This is a genomic window from Prosthecobacter gellanilyticus, assembly GCF_007992435.1.
Taxonomy (GTDB): domain Bacteria; phylum Verrucomicrobiota; class Verrucomicrobiia; order Verrucomicrobiales; family Verrucomicrobiaceae; genus Prosthecobacter; species Prosthecobacter gellanilyticus.
In genome coordinates, this window is the sequence record NZ_BKAG01000006.1 from 202,588 (window position 1) to 217,320 (window position 14,733).

Consider the following 14,733-nt stretch of genomic DNA (forward strand, 5'->3'; position numbering starts at 1 on the left):
AGTTACTCGCGGGTGATGAATTCATCCATGTTCAGGATGATGCGGGCGGTGGCGATCCAGGCGGCATTTTCTTCGGGCTTCACGCCAGAGGCAGCATGGGTGCCGAGGGTAAGCTTGGCCTCGTCTGCGTGAGCTTGGTAATAAGCACGAGATTCGGCGAGGAGGTCCCGCAGCACTTGGATTTCCTTGGGGGTGGCTGGCCGGGTGAGGCAAAAGCGGAGGGCTTGGGCAAGGCGGGAGGTGTCATCACCGGGAGCGCGAAGCACACGCTCGGCGAGAGCTTGCGAGGCTTCGGCATAGGCCTCAGCGTTGAGAGTGGTCAGCGCTTGAAGCGGAGTGTTGGAGACCGTGCGCTTGACGTTGGTGATGTTCGCGTCCGGGCAATCAAATGTAGTTAGGTCAGGATGTGGGGCGGTGCGCTTGAAGAAAGTGTAAAGTCCACGGCGATAGCGATCCGGTCCGGCGCTCGTCTTCCAGGAAAAATTCCCCGCGTAACTGAGCGCGGCGACATCCGCCGGCATCGGCGGGAAGACGCTGGGGCCACCCATGGTGGGGGCGAGCAGGCCGGAAGCGGCGAGGCAGAGATCGCGCACGATCTCGCCCTCCACTCGGAGGCGGTTCTGACGCCAGAGGAGCTCGTTCTTGGGATCGATCTCCAGCATCTCGGCACGGTGTTTGGACTCCTGCTTGTAAGTGGCGGAGGTGAGGATGAGGCGGAGGAAGGCCTTGCGGCTCCAGTCTTGCTTGATGAACTCAGCAGAGAGCCACTCGAGCAGTTCGGGATGCGTGGGCTTGGCGCCGCGAACGCCGAAATCCGTGGTGGTGCTGACGATGCCTTCACCGAAAAGCTTGGCCCAGATGTGATTCACGGTGACGCGAGGTGTGAGCGGGTTTTCCGCGCTGACGAGCCAGCGGGCGAAGTCGAGCCGCGAGGTGTCTTTGACCTTCGGCAGCACGGCAAGCACACCGGGCTGCACCTCATCCGCAGGTTGGAGGAAATCACCACGATACAAGACATGGGACTTGCGAACGCCGGAGGTGCGCTGCGCGATGACGCGCGCATCCATGAGCGGCGGCTTCGGCAGTCTGGCTTTCGCGGTTTCAAAGGCCCGTGCGGCGGCAATCACATCAGCATCAACCTTTTCCATCCAAGCCCAGAGCGGCAGGATGACAACGGGGTTCCGGCGCTTCGGCTCCTCACTGAGAATTTTGACGACTTCCGCAGGGGCGATGCTGTCTTCCGTCACATCACTGCTGCCGAGCACACGGAAGCGGCCCAGGGTGTGCTCGGTGCTTTTGAGGTATTCCTGCTCGATGCGCAGGAAGAGCTTCTCCCCTGCCGGAGGCGTGGCGATTTGCCATGTTATTTGTTGGGCCTTGCCAGTGCCGCCCTTGATGGCCCAGCCAGTTTGTGGATCAGCATCCAGAGTCATGGCGGCGGTGAAACCTTTTTGCTCGATGCTGGCCTTGGGAGTGTGCAGCGGAACTTCACGGGCTTCGGAGAGGCTTTTGCCATGCAGCAAAGTGATGGTGCCGAGGACGAAGTTGCCATTCTTGCTGCGGCCAGGACCTTTGGAGGGCAGGGAATCATCCGGCAGCACTTCGATCTGGATCGCGGTGAGTGGCTTCGATGATGATGTGAGCTCGATCGTATAGGTGTCCGTCGCTACAGGCTTGCCGATGGCGAGTTGAGAGCCATCGGGAAGAGCTTTGAACTTGGTTTTCGACTTCGCGGCGATGCTTGCGATCTCTAGCGGGGCAAAGGTGGCCTTGGTGGCCTGCTTGCGAGCTTCCGCGAGCCTTGCCTGCACGACCTTTTCCCACTCGGGGAGCTTGGCGGGAAGCTGAGCCTTGGCGGCATCGAGCTGCTTTTGCAGTGGCACGAGCTTCTTCGCGGCATCGCCATTCGTCTTCTCATACGTGTTCCAGGCCTCGGGGCTGGTGGGGACCTGGCGGGTCACTTCATCGCCATTGTTATAGAAGGCGAAGAGCTGGTAATACTCCTTCTGCGTGATCTGGTCATACTTGTGGGTGTGGCATCTTGCGCAACCCACGGTTAGGCCAAGCCAGACGGTGCCAGTGGTCTCGGTGCGGTCCATGACGGCCTCGATGCGAAACTGCTCCTGATCCGTGCCGCCCTCGGTGTTGGTGAGAGTCTGACGATGGAAAGCGGTGGCCACGATCTGCTCAGGCGTGGGGTCTGGCAAAAGATCTCCGGCGACCTGCTGGATGGTGAACTGATCGAAGGGCAGGTCTTCATTCACAGCGCGGATGACCCAGTCGCGATAACGCCAGGCATCGAGACGAGCGCGATCCTTCTCATAGCCATCAGAGTCGGCATAGCGCGCGGCATCCAGCCAGTGGCGGCCCCAGCGCTCGCCATAGTGCGGGCTGGAAAGCGCACGGTCCACCATGGCTTCATAGGCCCGAGGAGATTGATCGGCGATGAAGCTGTCCACCTCCTCCGGTGTCGGTGGTAGGCCTAACAAATCATAGTGCACTCGCTTGATCAGCGTGTAGCGGTCAGCCTCGGGGGATGGGGCGATCTTCTTCTCCGCGAGTTTTGAGCGCACAAAGGCATCGATAGGATGCCCTGCGGCGGGTGGCTTGGGCTGCGTGATGGGTTTGTAGGCCCAGTGCTGGTCAAACTTCGCGCCTTCTTTGACCCAGGCTTTCAGCAGCTCGATCTCGGCGGGCTTGAGCGGCTTTTTGTCCTTCGGCGGCATGCGGTCATCAGGATCGTTGGTGAGGAGGCGCTCGATGACGGCGCTGCTGGCGATGTCGCCAGGGACGATGCCTTTGGTACCGCTCTTGAGCTCCTTCATGGCCCCTTGCTGCGTGGTGAGCACGAGACCGCCCTTGGAGCCGTCCGGCCCGTGGCACTCCAGGCAGTGCTCAGCGAAGAGGGGCTGGATATCGCGCGTGTAGTCCGCAGCTCCGGCAGGGAGGGCGGAGATCAGGCAAACCAGGGATGATGCGAGGCGGAGGTCCATCATCGGGAATAACGGTGGGGAAGGAGTGGTCCTGTCTTGGAGAGGGATGATGATCGAAGCAGAGTTGTTCAAGAGCGGGATAGTCCTGGTTCGCCACAGAGGACACGGAGGAGCACAGAGGTCTCAGAAGGGGAACTCTGTGTTCCTCTGTGCTCTTTGTGGTAGTCAGATTGGTGGCGGCCAGGAGGTGCTGAGCAGAAATGACTGCAACCTTTGAGCGGGCGGGGCGTTCAGAGGGTCGATTCCAACTCATGAGATCCCTTCGCCTGCTCTGTCTCCTGTCACTCCTGCCTGTGCTCGGTCATGCCCAGCTCACGTCCCAGACGGATGAGCGCTTGAAGCAGGGGCTCAAAATGTATCCGGAGGCGGACACGGACAAGGACGGCATCCTCACCATGCCGGAGGCCCTGGCGCATCTGCAGAAGATGAAAAAGGGCGGAGCTGGGGCTGGCAAGAAAGGCAAGACGGAGGAAGGGAAGCCGGGCGCGCTGAAGCCAGACCATGCGGATGTGGCTTATGACAAGCATGAGCGCTGCAAGCTGGACCTTTACCTAGCCAAAAATGCAACCACGTCGACTCCGCTGGTGATCATGATCCATGGCGGCGGCTTCCGCGCGGGTGACAAGGCGCAGTGGGGCAGCAACAAGACCACCAAGGACCTTTTGGACAAAGGCATTTCCTGCGCGGCGCTGAACTATCCTTTTCTGGATAGCATGCCGATTCAGGACATCCTGCGTGAATGCGGCCGCGCGGTGCAGTATCTGCGCTCCCGCTCCGGTGAGTGGAACCTGGACAAGACACGCTTTGCCTCCATGGGCGGCTCGGCGGGGGCGGGCACATCCCTCTGGCTGGCCACGCATGATGATCTGGCGGATCCGAAGGCGGAAGATCCGGTGCTCCGCGAGTCCACACGCCTGACCTGCGCCGTGTGCAATGGCACACAGGCGACGTATGATGTCACCCGCTGGGAGTCTTTCCTGGGCAAGGCCGGCCCCGAGGTGCGCACGAGCGAGGCTGAGGCAGCTCTTTTCTATCATCTGCCGTCGGTCGAGGCCTTTGGCACGGACTCTGGCAAGGCCATCCTGCGTGAGTGTGACATGCTGAGCTGGATCACGAAAGATGATCCGCCGCTGCTGGTGAGCAACTCGCAGGTGGTGGACACGCCCAAGAACCGTGGCGAGTGGCTGCACTGCATCCATCATGCGCGCGAGGTGTCTAAAGAATGTGCCGCAGATGGCGTGCCATGCATCGTGGTGCAGGACCAGCCGGAGCCGAAAACAGACACGCTGGACTTTCTGGTATCTCACCTGCTGAAGACCAAGGCCTGAAAGAGCTGTTTCCGCAGGGCCGTTTGCCGTCTTCACCCCCTGCATGAAGAAGCCTTTCCTGGTCACCTGTTTGTTTGCCCCCGTTCTTGCGTCCGGGGCTGTGGTGGATCAGGCCGGGACGGAGGAGTTTTTTGAGAAACGCATCCGCCCGCTCTTCATGGAGCACTGCGTGGACTGCCATGGTGCGGACAAGCAGAAGGGCAGCCTGCGGCTCGACCATCAGGCAGGCTGGCAAAACGGCGGCGACTCCGGCCCAGCGCTGGTGCCGGGGAAGATTGATGAGAGCCTGCTATGGAAGGCCGTGAGCTATGAGGATCGTGACCTCAAGATGCCGCCGAAGAAGAAGCTTTCGGAAGCGCAGATGGCAGATTTGAAGTCCTGGATCGCCGCCGGTGCGCATGACCCGCGCACGGAGGTGCCTGGAGGTGAGAAGCATGGCACTCAGTTGAAGGCAGACGGTTCCTTCTGGTCCTTCCAGACTCCGGTGAAGCCGGAGGTGCCAGCGGTGAAAAAGTCTGACTGGGCCGCGAATGACATTGATCGTTTTATTTTGGCGAAGCTGGAGGCTTCTGGCCTAACTCCGAGTGTGGAGGCGGATGCTGCCGTCCTGGCGAGAAGGCTGGCTTTTGATCTGACAGGCTTGCCGCCTGCTTCGGGAGGTGCGCAGAGTCTTGAAGCCAAGGTGGATGCGATGCTCGCCTCACCGGCCTTCGCGGAACGCTGGGCTTCGCATTTCATGGACATGTCGCGGTTCGCGGAGTCCTCGGGTGGCGGGAGGTCGCTGCCGTTCAAGGATGCGTGGAGGTTCCGTGACTACTTGATTGAGTCGATCCGCGACAACGCTCCGCTGGACCGGATGGTCACGGAGATGATCGCCGGGGATCTCTTGACGGCGAAGAATTCGGAGGAAAGGCGCAGACAGCTCACGGCCACGGGTTTCCTGGCGCTTGGCCCAACCAACTATGAGGAGCAGGATAAGGGCATGCTGCGCATGGACATCGTCGACGAGCAGCTTGATACCATCGGCAAATCGTTCCTCGGGATGACCATCGGCTGCGCGCGCTGCCACGATCACAAGTTTGATCCCATCCCGACGCGGGACTACTACGCGCTGGCGGGCATCATGCGCAGCACGAAGACGCTGAAGAACTACACGGACAACGTCGCGCACTGGATCGACACCCCCCTGCCGTTTGAAGGCGATCAGGAGGCGCAGCTCGTAAAGTATGAGGCAGTCGTGGGCGCGCTGGAGAAAGAGGTGGCGATGCTGAAGGACCAGCTGCGTGACGCGGGAAGCCTGAGCCTGCGGAAAAAGAAGTCGCTTTTGCCCACGGACCTGCCGGGCATTGTGGTGGATGACAGCGAGGCGCAGAAGGTGGGTGAATGGCGCACATCAAACCGCTATCCTCCCTTTGTGGGCGGTGGCTATCAGCATGATGACAACAAGGGCAAGGGAGAGAAGACGCTGACCTTCACGCCGAAGCTGCCGGTGGCGGGTCGCTATGAGGTGCGTGTGGCCTACAGCGGTGGTCCGGATCGGCCCGAGCGCCTGCCTGCGACCGTGCTGCATGCGGACGGCGAGGACCTGGTTTACTTCAAGCAGGCCACGGAGGCGTTGGACGGGCTGCAGTTTGCCACCATCGGCACATGGCGCTTTGAGGCCAATGGACAGAATTTTGTCATGATCTCCAATGCGGGCGCGGAAGGCTTCGTGACGGTGGACGCAGTGCAGTTCATCCCGGCGGATGCAGATATGCCGGACATGCCTGCGGCGAAGGTTTCGACTGAAGAGAAAGATCTCACCAAGCGGCTCGAAGAACTGGGAAAAGAACTCAAGAAGGTGAAGAAAACCTCACCGGGCCGCCCGGAAGCCATGAGCGTGGCGGACGATCCGGTGCCCGAAGATGCACGCGTGCACATCCGTGGTAGCACGCGCAATCTTGGTGCCCCAGTTCCACGCGGGTTCATCCAGGTGGCGATGAAGACGAACACGCCGGTCGTGCCTGCGGATCAGAGCGGGCGCTTGCAGCTCGCGCAGTGGATGACGAGCCGCGAGCATCCGCTGACCTCACGCGTTCTCGTGAACCGTGTTTGGCATTGGTTGTTCGGCGCGGGCATCGTGCGCACGACGGATAATTTTGGGGTGACCGGCGAACTGCCTTCGCATCCTGAGCTGTTAGATTACCTCGCCGTGAAGTTCATGGAGGAAGGCTGGAGCCTCAAAAAGCTGGTGAAGGAGATGGTGATGAGCCGCACCTACCAGCAGAGCAGCGAAGTCGCTCAGAGCGTGGATGTTTCGAAGGATCCTGACAATCGCTTACTCTCGCGCATGAACCGCAAGCGCATGGATGCGGAGTGTCTCCGTGATGCGATGCTTTCAGCAGCAGGCACGATGGACGGCGCTTTCGGCGGACCGAATGTGAGCGCGACGAAGGTGGACGCTAACGATCAGAAGATTCAGAACCTGGAGTATGGCTTCACCTTTGAGGACACCCGCCGCAGTGTTTACACCGCCGCTTTCCGTAATGTGCGGCACCCGCTGTTTGAGGTGTTTGATTTCGCGGATATCAACCAGCCGATCGGCCAGCGCACGACGAGCACCGTGGCCACGCAGGCCTTGTTCATGATGAACAACCCGAAGGTCATTGAGCAGGCTCGGGCTGCGGCGACGAAGGTGCTGGGTGAGACTCACCAGATGTCGGATCGCATCGGGCTCGCTTATCAGCATTCATTGAGCCGCGAGCCTTCGGTGAAAGAGCTGGAGCTGGCGCGGGATTATCTGGAGGCTTCGGTTTCCGGAAACGCGACGGAGGATGAGGTGAGGGATGTTTGGGCGCGGTTGATCCAGACGCTGTGGGCGACTCCGGAGTTCCGCTATTTGAGGTGAAGGCGTGGGTTTTGAGGAGCGCGGACTTTAGTCCGCTGCAGGCGTTCAACTGCATACGCAGGTTGATTCGCTAAACAGGTCTTCGACTCGAAGACCCTCAGCGTGTTGAAGCATGCTTGAGGTTTGATCGACCTGCTGCGGACTGACGTCCGCGCTCCTTGGGCCTTGGATGCGTGCGAAGTTAGTTAGACTTTTGCGGGTCTGGTGTGCGCACAAGCGGTGTCGACGAGGCACGGATTGCTCCGTGCCTCTCTGCCACCGCACTCCGGGACGCTATCGCGACTTCAGCGCTTGGCGTGCCTTCGCAGGATCAATGCTTCGCGAGGGACTCGAGGTAGTCGAGGAGGCTGGCGAATTCTTTGACGGTGAAGTTCATCATGAGGCCGGGAGGCATCATGCTCATGGGGAGCTTTTGGCGCTCTTTGATGTCGGCGGTTTTGAAGGTGAACTCCTGGGCGGCAATGTTGCGCAGCTTGACCTCGCTGGCGCCTTCGAGGGTGATGAAGCCCATCTGCTGGGTGCCGTCCTTGGCGGTGATCATCTCGCTGGCGAAGCCCTGGGCGATGGTCTTGTTCGGATCCAGGATGTTCTGGGCGAGATCAGGGCGCTTATAGGTCTGGGCGATGTTGCCGAGATAGGGGCCCTTCTGCGCCTGGCTTTCATTCGTGGTATGGCAGGCGATGCAGGTGGCTTTGGTGAAAATTTGTTCGCCGAGGGCGATGTCGCCTTTCTCTTTGAGCACGGCGGCGAGAGCTTCCTCGGGCTTCAGCGTCATGACCTTCGGCGTCTTGTCCTCGATCTTCTGAATCTTCATGGCTTTGGCAGCACGTTCAGCGGCGCCTTTGACCTGGGCATCAGCATCATCGAGGGCGGCGAGCACTTTGGAGGCGCTGGCCATGTGCTTGGTGGCACTGATGGCATCGATGATCTGCTTGCGGCGCTTTGGCTCGGCCCAGCCGGTTTCCTGGGCTTTGGCGGAGAGCTGGATGGACTCGGGGCTGCCGGTCTTGCGGCTGGCGAGGTTCAGCAAAGCAGCGTCTGCATACATGGACACGGGCCACTCGAGTTTTTCGGCGATCTGCTCGACGAGCTGGTGATGGTTCTCGAGCTTCGGTGAGTTCAGGAAGGCATTCAACGCAGCCTCGAAGTCCTTGCCGGACTCGGGGAGTTTCTTCAGCGCATCAAAGGTGGCGAGCGTGGTGCTCACGCCTTCGGCGCTGTCGGTTTTGGCGAGGGCGATGATGGCCTGGGAAAGCAAAGTAGTGCTGGGCTTTAGCCCGTCACCGGTTGGCGCAGTCGCTGCGGGCTGAAGCCCGGCAGTACTTTTCAGAGCCTTCACGAGCAGCGGCACGGTGTCGGCGGGGACTTCATCGGCCACGGCGAGCTGGGAGACGGCCTCGGGGATCATTTTGTCATCCTGCTTGGCGAGTGCGAGGATGCGCTTCAGGGCATCGTCAGAGCGGATGCGGTTGCGGTTCATCTCCTTCACGAGGAAGGCGGCTTCCTCAGGGCCTGCTTTCTCCAAAGTGTCACGCAGGGTGGCGAGGATCTTGTCCGTGGCGGCCCAGGCTTCAGGCTGGTAATACGGGCCACGGGTATCGGGACGGGTGCCCCAGGAGTCGCCCTTCCATTCACCTTCATGGAAGTGCAGGCGGCAGAGGGCGGCGAGGATGCCTTGACGCAATGTTGGTTCGGCAGCTTTGCCGAGACGGTCGATGAGGGCATCGACGACATCCGTCTGATGGATCATGGCCAGGGAGCGCAGAAGGCCTGCGCGATCACTGCTGCCACCATCCAGAGCGGCGAAGAGCTGCTTGCTGAGCTTGCGAGAGGCCGCGATGCGAATGGCGGTGTGAGTGATAACGGGATCGGAATTGGCGATGGCGGCGACGACTTCATCATCCGAGGCTTTCTCCTTCAGCGAGGCGACCAGGTTACGCTCGGCGGTGCGGAGGGTGGTATACTGGGCGAGGTAGCTGTCAGCCTGTTTGCTGGTTCGACGTGCGAGCTCGCGCTGGGCTTCGATGCGGCGGCGGTAGCTCTGGGGTGTTTTGAGGTCCAGAAGTTTAACCAATTCTGCGTCATTGAGTTTCTTGAAGTCAGGCAGGGCCTCAGCTTTGAAGCCCTTCGGCTTCACCTGGACGATGTAACCGACATCCGGGCCTTCCCAGTTGAAGGTGGCGCCGCGCCAACTGGAGGCGTAGACGCGGCTCATGGCGTCCACATCCGCATCGGTGGGGCGGGTCATTTTGATGAAGGGCTCGGGCTTGCGGGTTTCTTCAAACGTCGCGCCTTTGGGCTTCACCTGATGATGCCAGAGAGCGCCGGTGCCCCAGTCGGCGGTGAAGGGGGCGTTGTTCCAGTCGCCAAAGCCCGGTTCATCAATGTAGACAGCGCCGCAACCGCTGCCGCCGCCGTAGTCCGCGAGAGGCTGGATGCACTCGTCATTGAAGTTTTTGTAGAGGCGCGGGTAGCCGTGGTCCTCGCCGCCGGTGAAATGGTGGAAGCGCACATTCCAGCCGCCGCCGTCATTGGTGTTGTCGCGCGCGAAGATGTCCATGAGCGGGCTGATGGCGACCTCGAGGATGTTACGCGTGCCGGTGGAGTAGACTTCGAGTCCGCTGCCATCTGGACGGAAGCGGATCACGCCACCACCGCGATGCTGCAGCGTTTTCCCATCGGTGCCGGTGGCCTTCATGAAGCCGAAGTCACCGCCGGCGATGTAGAGCCAGCCATCAATGCCGAGGCTGAGGCCGTTTGTGGTATGGTCCGCAGGACGATCTTTGAATCCGAAGGCGATGTCCTTGATGAGGATGTTCTGCTTCTCAGCGACGCCATCATGGTCGGCATCGACGAACTCGCTGACGTGCGGAGGATGCACAAGGTAGAGGCGGTCGTTGTCCCAGACGAGACCGCGAGGGCTGTCCACCTCACAGAAGACCTTGGTTTCATCCGCGCGGCCATCGCCATCGAGATCGCGCAAACGAATGATGCGACCACGGTGAGGATTGCGGCCGAGGGAGCCGTTGCCATCCGAGGAAACGTAAAGCGTGCCATCCGGAGCAGCGGCGACATAGACCGGGTAGTTCGCGGCGGCGCTGTTGGCGAAGAGGGTGACTTCAAAACCATCCGCGACCTTCACGTCCTTGAGGATGGCGGCTTCCTGCTCGGCGGTGAGCTTGACGATTTTCGGGACGATGTTGCCTTCCGTTTTGTAGGCGTCCGCGCCATTTTTAACCGCAGATGGCGCAGAAGGCACAGATGGCTTGAGAGCGGTGATTCCGGGGCCTTTGAGCTTCACTTCACGGATGCTGGCCCAGCCGCCGCCTTTTTTGCCAAGGGCATGGACTTTGACAAAGCGGATGTTTTCAGCCTTGGCGAAATCGTTGGAGTAAGGCGCGCCTTTTTCGTTGGTGCTGCCATCGACGAGAGTGGTCCAGGCTTTGCCATCGGTGCTGGCTTCGACCTTGAACTGATACACGCCGTTGTTCTCCCAGGTGGTCTCGATGCCGGTGAGGGTCTGCGGCTTTTCGAGCTCGAGCTGGAGCCACTGCGGATACGAAGAACCATTGGCACACCAGCGGGTCTTTTCATCGCCATCCACGGCGCACCAGGCGAAGTTGTCTTTGCCGCTCTCCTCACTGCTGGCGGTGGCTTTGATGCCGGTGGCATTGGCGGGTGGTGCTGGCTTGGGCTTTGGGGCTTCAGCGGGCTTCGCGGCCACGTGGGTGACTTTGTTTTCACCTTTGAAGGCGGTCAGATACTCGGGCGTGAGCTTGTTGCAGGCCCAGAGCACGCCGCGGCTGAGGAGATCGAGGTAGCGGGCATCGGACACGGTGTCGTTGTTATGACCGATGGTGGTGCTGAAGCTGCGCGCACCGGCTTTTTCATTCGTCCAGGCGACGATGTATTCCACGTCCTTGGTGCTACCGTCTTTGTTTTTGACCGTCTGCTTGCCCATCGCGAGAGGATGCGCATCAAAGACATTCACGTTGTTATACAGCTCCTCTTTGATCGTGGTCCAGTCGGCGAGTGATTTGGTCACCGGGTGCTCTTTGTCGACAAAGGTGATGGCGATGGGCTCCTGCGGGCCGTGGGAGTTGGACTGGAGGCCGAGGTGCTTGAACCAGCGGTCCTCGCCGGTGCGGAAGCTGTGCATGGCGCAGTGCAGATGCACGGCGGGGATGGTCTTGTGCGCATCCAGGATGCGGGTAAGCGTGTCCTTGTTGTTCATGCTGGCCGCGCATTCATCGTGGATGATGATGTCGTAGCCCTTGGCCCAATCCGCCTTTTCATAGAGGGGCAGGGGAGGGTTCGTGGATTTGTCGTCCGTCCAGATCACGTCCACCTGCACATTCGCGCGGGCCTGGATGCCCTTGCTGAGGATCTCATGCTGCTTGGCATAATCATGGCAGCAGCCACCGGCGATGAGGAGCGCTTTGAGGGGCTCGGCGGCGAGGGCCGAGGCGGTGAGCAGAGGGCTGAGGGTGAGGAGCAGGAGGTGGCGAAGCATGAGAGAAAGAGGGCGCAGAAGCCGCACAAAAGGCGGGGTTTCTATCAGAAAAGTAGAAAGAAAAGGGTGGTAAATTCCATCCGCAGGGGACGGGGCAGGTGCCGCAAACTCTAGTTGGAGTGAAGGCTTTAGCCGATCTGGGCGTGTGGGAGGTGGCGAGATCGTTGGAGCCAGAGGCGCCTAAAGGCTGGACTCCAACGTGTGCTGGCGCGGATGATGGAACTCACTGTGCTCTTTGCGGAAACAAAAAGCCCCCAGGGGCTCTGGGGACTTGGATTGTTAGGTGGCAGCGCTGGAGAGCACATTGCATCATGCCCTGCATCGAATGAATCAGGAATCAGGACTCCTGATTCAGGAATCAAGAATGCCCTATTGTTTCTCAGGCTTGTCGAGCGTGAGGTAGGTGCGGCCTTTGGGGGCGCCGTCGCCGGGGTTGAAGGACTCGATGCGCATCTCTTTGAGCACGGTGGCGCCGTCCACCTTCTGCACCTTGGTGACCTGGAAGCGTTTGACCATCTTGCTGCGGGTGTCGTAGGCCTCCATTTTGGCCACGCCACCGCTCTCTTTCTCCACCCAGAGGTCCACCGTGTAGTAAGGGCCCTTCTGGTCCGGGGCGGTGACACGGATGAGCCAGCACTTCACGCGGGCAGCGGTGAGCCGGGCGGTGGAGTCCATCATTTTCACGTTTTTCCAGTAGGTGAAGCGCAGGGAGAGGTCTTCGTAATTGAAGTCCATGCCACGCACGGGCTCGGCGGCGTTCGCCAGAGGCACGGGGGAACTGCCGCCTGCCTTCACCTGCCAGAGGGTGGCGGGGGCGGTGGTGAGGTCCAGGTGGACGATCTCAGGCGGGGGATTTTTAAAGCGGAAGCGCATCACCTTCCCCGTCAGGGTCAGCTCCAGGGGCTCCACCTTGCCGGTGTCATCGTCACGGAGCTGGCCGTTCATCCGGTGATTTTGCAGGGCATAGCTGCGGCGCACGAGTTCCAGGACCTGCTCGGCATTGAGTTCCGGCGGGTCCTCAGCCAGGACGGGGGCAGGGACGAGGGGGGCGGCGGCCAGGGGGGCGAGGGCGGCAGCGGTGAGGAGTTGGCGGCGGTTCATGAGGGAGTAGAGGGAAAAAGAGGTCGCCAGGGCAAGGCCAATGGCGAGGGCGGTCATCGCGCGGTGGTGCTCCAGGACGAAAAAAGGGGCGCGCATAAGACAGCTCAGGTGGTCTACGCATTCAATCCAGTCTCCGGTCGGGTGCCAAAGAAATCTGTGGCAAGGTGGCCCGGACAAGGTTACGTGCTGTTTGAGTGCCCTCCGTGGGGGCGCTGTCTAAAGATCCCAGTAATGCAAGGCATGTCATCCCTCCAGGCTATCCGCGATGCCCTTGAGCAGTCGCCGGACAATGTGTCGCTCCTCCTTTTGTTTGGGCACGCCTCTCTCGATCAGCTGCATCTGGAAGATGCGCGGGAGAGTTTTGAGCGTGTCCTGGAGCTGGACCCCGATCACGGAGATGCCCAGCTGGGCGTCGCGAAAGTGCTCTTCATGCACGGAGAAACCTCCGGCGCCGCCGTGCGCGCGGAGCGTGTCCTCCTGCAGAATCCCATGAATGCGCAGGCGCATCTGCTTTTGAGCCGTGTGCATCTGGCCGAGGGCGACCGCGCCAAGGCGATCGAGCATTTTGAAAGTGCCGCGCAGATCGATGGCACGCTGAGTGATCCTCCCCTGGAGCGTGAGCTGGGCCAGACGATCCGTGATGCCCGCCGGACCTCTCCTTCCGCGATGATGCCAGAACCGCCGATGGGCATGGGTGGCGACACGATGGAAGAAGGCGAGACGCCGACGGAGTTCGCTGAAGACCCCTTTGACGATCCGCCCTATGACTGGCGGCCGGAGACCTTTTACGCCCCGGGAGATCCTGCCCGCTTTGGCGTGACCTTCAGTGACGTGGGCGGCATGGAAGAGCTGAAGGAGGAGATCCGCCTGAAGATCACCTACCCGCTGCAGTATCCGGACCTCTACAAGGCCTATGGCAAGCGCACGGGTGGTGGCATCTTGATCTATGGACCTCCAGGCTGCGGCAAGACCATGATGCTGCGCGCGGTGGCCGGTGAAGTGCCGTGCAATTACCTCTCCGTGGGCCTGCATGAGATCTTTGACCCTTACTTCGGCAGCACGGAGCGGAACCTGCACCAGATCTTCGAGACGGCGCGGGCGAACGCACCCTGTGTGCTCATTTTTGATGATCTGGATTCCCTGGCCCAGGACCGCCGCAATGTGCGGGAAAGCCAGCTCCGCAATCTGGTGAACCAGTTCCTCCATGAGATGGACGGCATGCGTGGCGAGAACAATCGCGTGCTCGTGATCGGTGCCACGAACCAGCCCTGGGCGCTGGATCCGGCGTTCCGTCGTCCGGGCCGCTTTGACCAGGCCATCTTCGTGCCGCCGCCGGATGCTCCCGCGCGTGAACAAATCGTTTCCCTGCTGGCGAAGGACAAGCCCATCTCGAATCTGGACGCCGCCGCTTTGGTGGAGGCCACCTCGGGCTTCTCGGGTGCGGATCTGAAGTTTGTGTTTGATCGCGCGGCTGAGATGACGCTCTCCGCCGCCATCCACAGCGGTCAGCCCGTGCCGATCAGCATGGACACCCTGCTGGCCGTGGCCCGTGCGCATCAGCCGAGCACCCACACCTGGTTTGAAGGAGCACGCGAGCATGCCCAGCATGCGCCGCCAGACACCTATGCCAGCGAAGTGCGGAAGTCTCTGAATGCGCCGACGCAGCAGCAGCGGGAACCGTGAGGGTGAGGTGATCCGTCCATCAATCCGACTGAATCCGACTGAATCCGACCTGATCAGGGTGGGTTTGATGGAGCGCGGATCTCCGAATCCGCAGCAGGGCGGAGCGCACTCGACGTGTGGAGTTTCACTGCGGGCAGACGTCACACGGCGGGCAAAATGTATCATTCTCGCTGAACTCCTCCGAAGGATGTTTCGAGGAGGGTTCAGCACGTTCTCTTCGTTCCACCC

The 14,733-nt window shown here is 60.8% G+C and carries 6 protein-coding genes; 3 read left to right on the forward strand and 3 right to left on the reverse strand.

Going from position 1 to position 14,733, the window contains the following annotated elements; translation table 11 throughout:
* Positions 1 to 2: 2 nt before the first annotated feature.
* Complete coding sequence (locus BGE01nite_RS06420) at positions 3 to 2,996, reverse strand: DUF1553 domain-containing protein (protein ID WP_146849598.1); 2,994 nt, start codon at positions 2,994 to 2,996, stop codon at positions 3 to 5.
* A 248-nt stretch (positions 2,997 to 3,244) separates the two neighbouring features.
* Between BGE01nite_RS06420 and BGE01nite_RS06425 the strand changes: the two genes are divergently transcribed.
* Both BGE01nite_RS06425 and BGE01nite_RS06430 read left to right on the forward strand, forming a co-directional pair.
* Positions 3,245 to 4,321 carry an alpha/beta hydrolase gene (locus tag BGE01nite_RS06425; protein WP_146849599.1) on the forward strand — a complete coding sequence of 359 codons (1,077 nt, stop codon included), beginning with the start codon at positions 3,245 to 3,247 and terminating at the stop codon, positions 4,319 to 4,321.
* Positions 4,322 to 4,364: 43 nt separating this feature from the next.
* Positions 4,365 to 7,208: a DUF1553 domain-containing protein gene (locus tag BGE01nite_RS06430; protein WP_146849600.1), complete on the forward strand. Its 2,844-nt coding sequence runs from the start codon at positions 4,365 to 4,367 to the stop codon at positions 7,206 to 7,208.
* Positions 7,209 to 7,518: 310 nt separating this feature from the next.
* Here BGE01nite_RS06430 and BGE01nite_RS29545 read toward each other — a convergent pair whose 3' ends face one another.
* Complete coding sequence (locus BGE01nite_RS29545) at positions 7,519 to 11,721, reverse strand: DUF7133 domain-containing protein (RefSeq protein WP_246145673.1); 4,203 nt, start codon at positions 11,719 to 11,721, stop codon at positions 7,519 to 7,521.
* Positions 11,722 to 12,090: 369 nt separating this feature from the next.
* The gene (locus tag BGE01nite_RS06445; RefSeq protein WP_146849601.1) at positions 12,091 to 12,918 is read right to left on the reverse strand and encodes an outer membrane lipoprotein-sorting protein; all 828 of its coding nucleotides are present in this window, start codon (positions 12,916 to 12,918) and stop codon (positions 12,091 to 12,093) included.
* Between the two features lie 144 nt (positions 12,919 to 13,062).
* On the opposite strand from BGE01nite_RS06445, the gene BGE01nite_RS06450 reads away from it, so the two are divergent.
* Positions 13,063 to 14,505: an ATP-binding protein gene (locus BGE01nite_RS06450; RefSeq protein ID WP_146849602.1), complete on the forward strand. Its 1,443-nt coding sequence runs from the start codon at positions 13,063 to 13,065 to the stop codon at positions 14,503 to 14,505.
* The last annotated feature ends 228 nt before the right edge of the window (positions 14,506 to 14,733 follow it).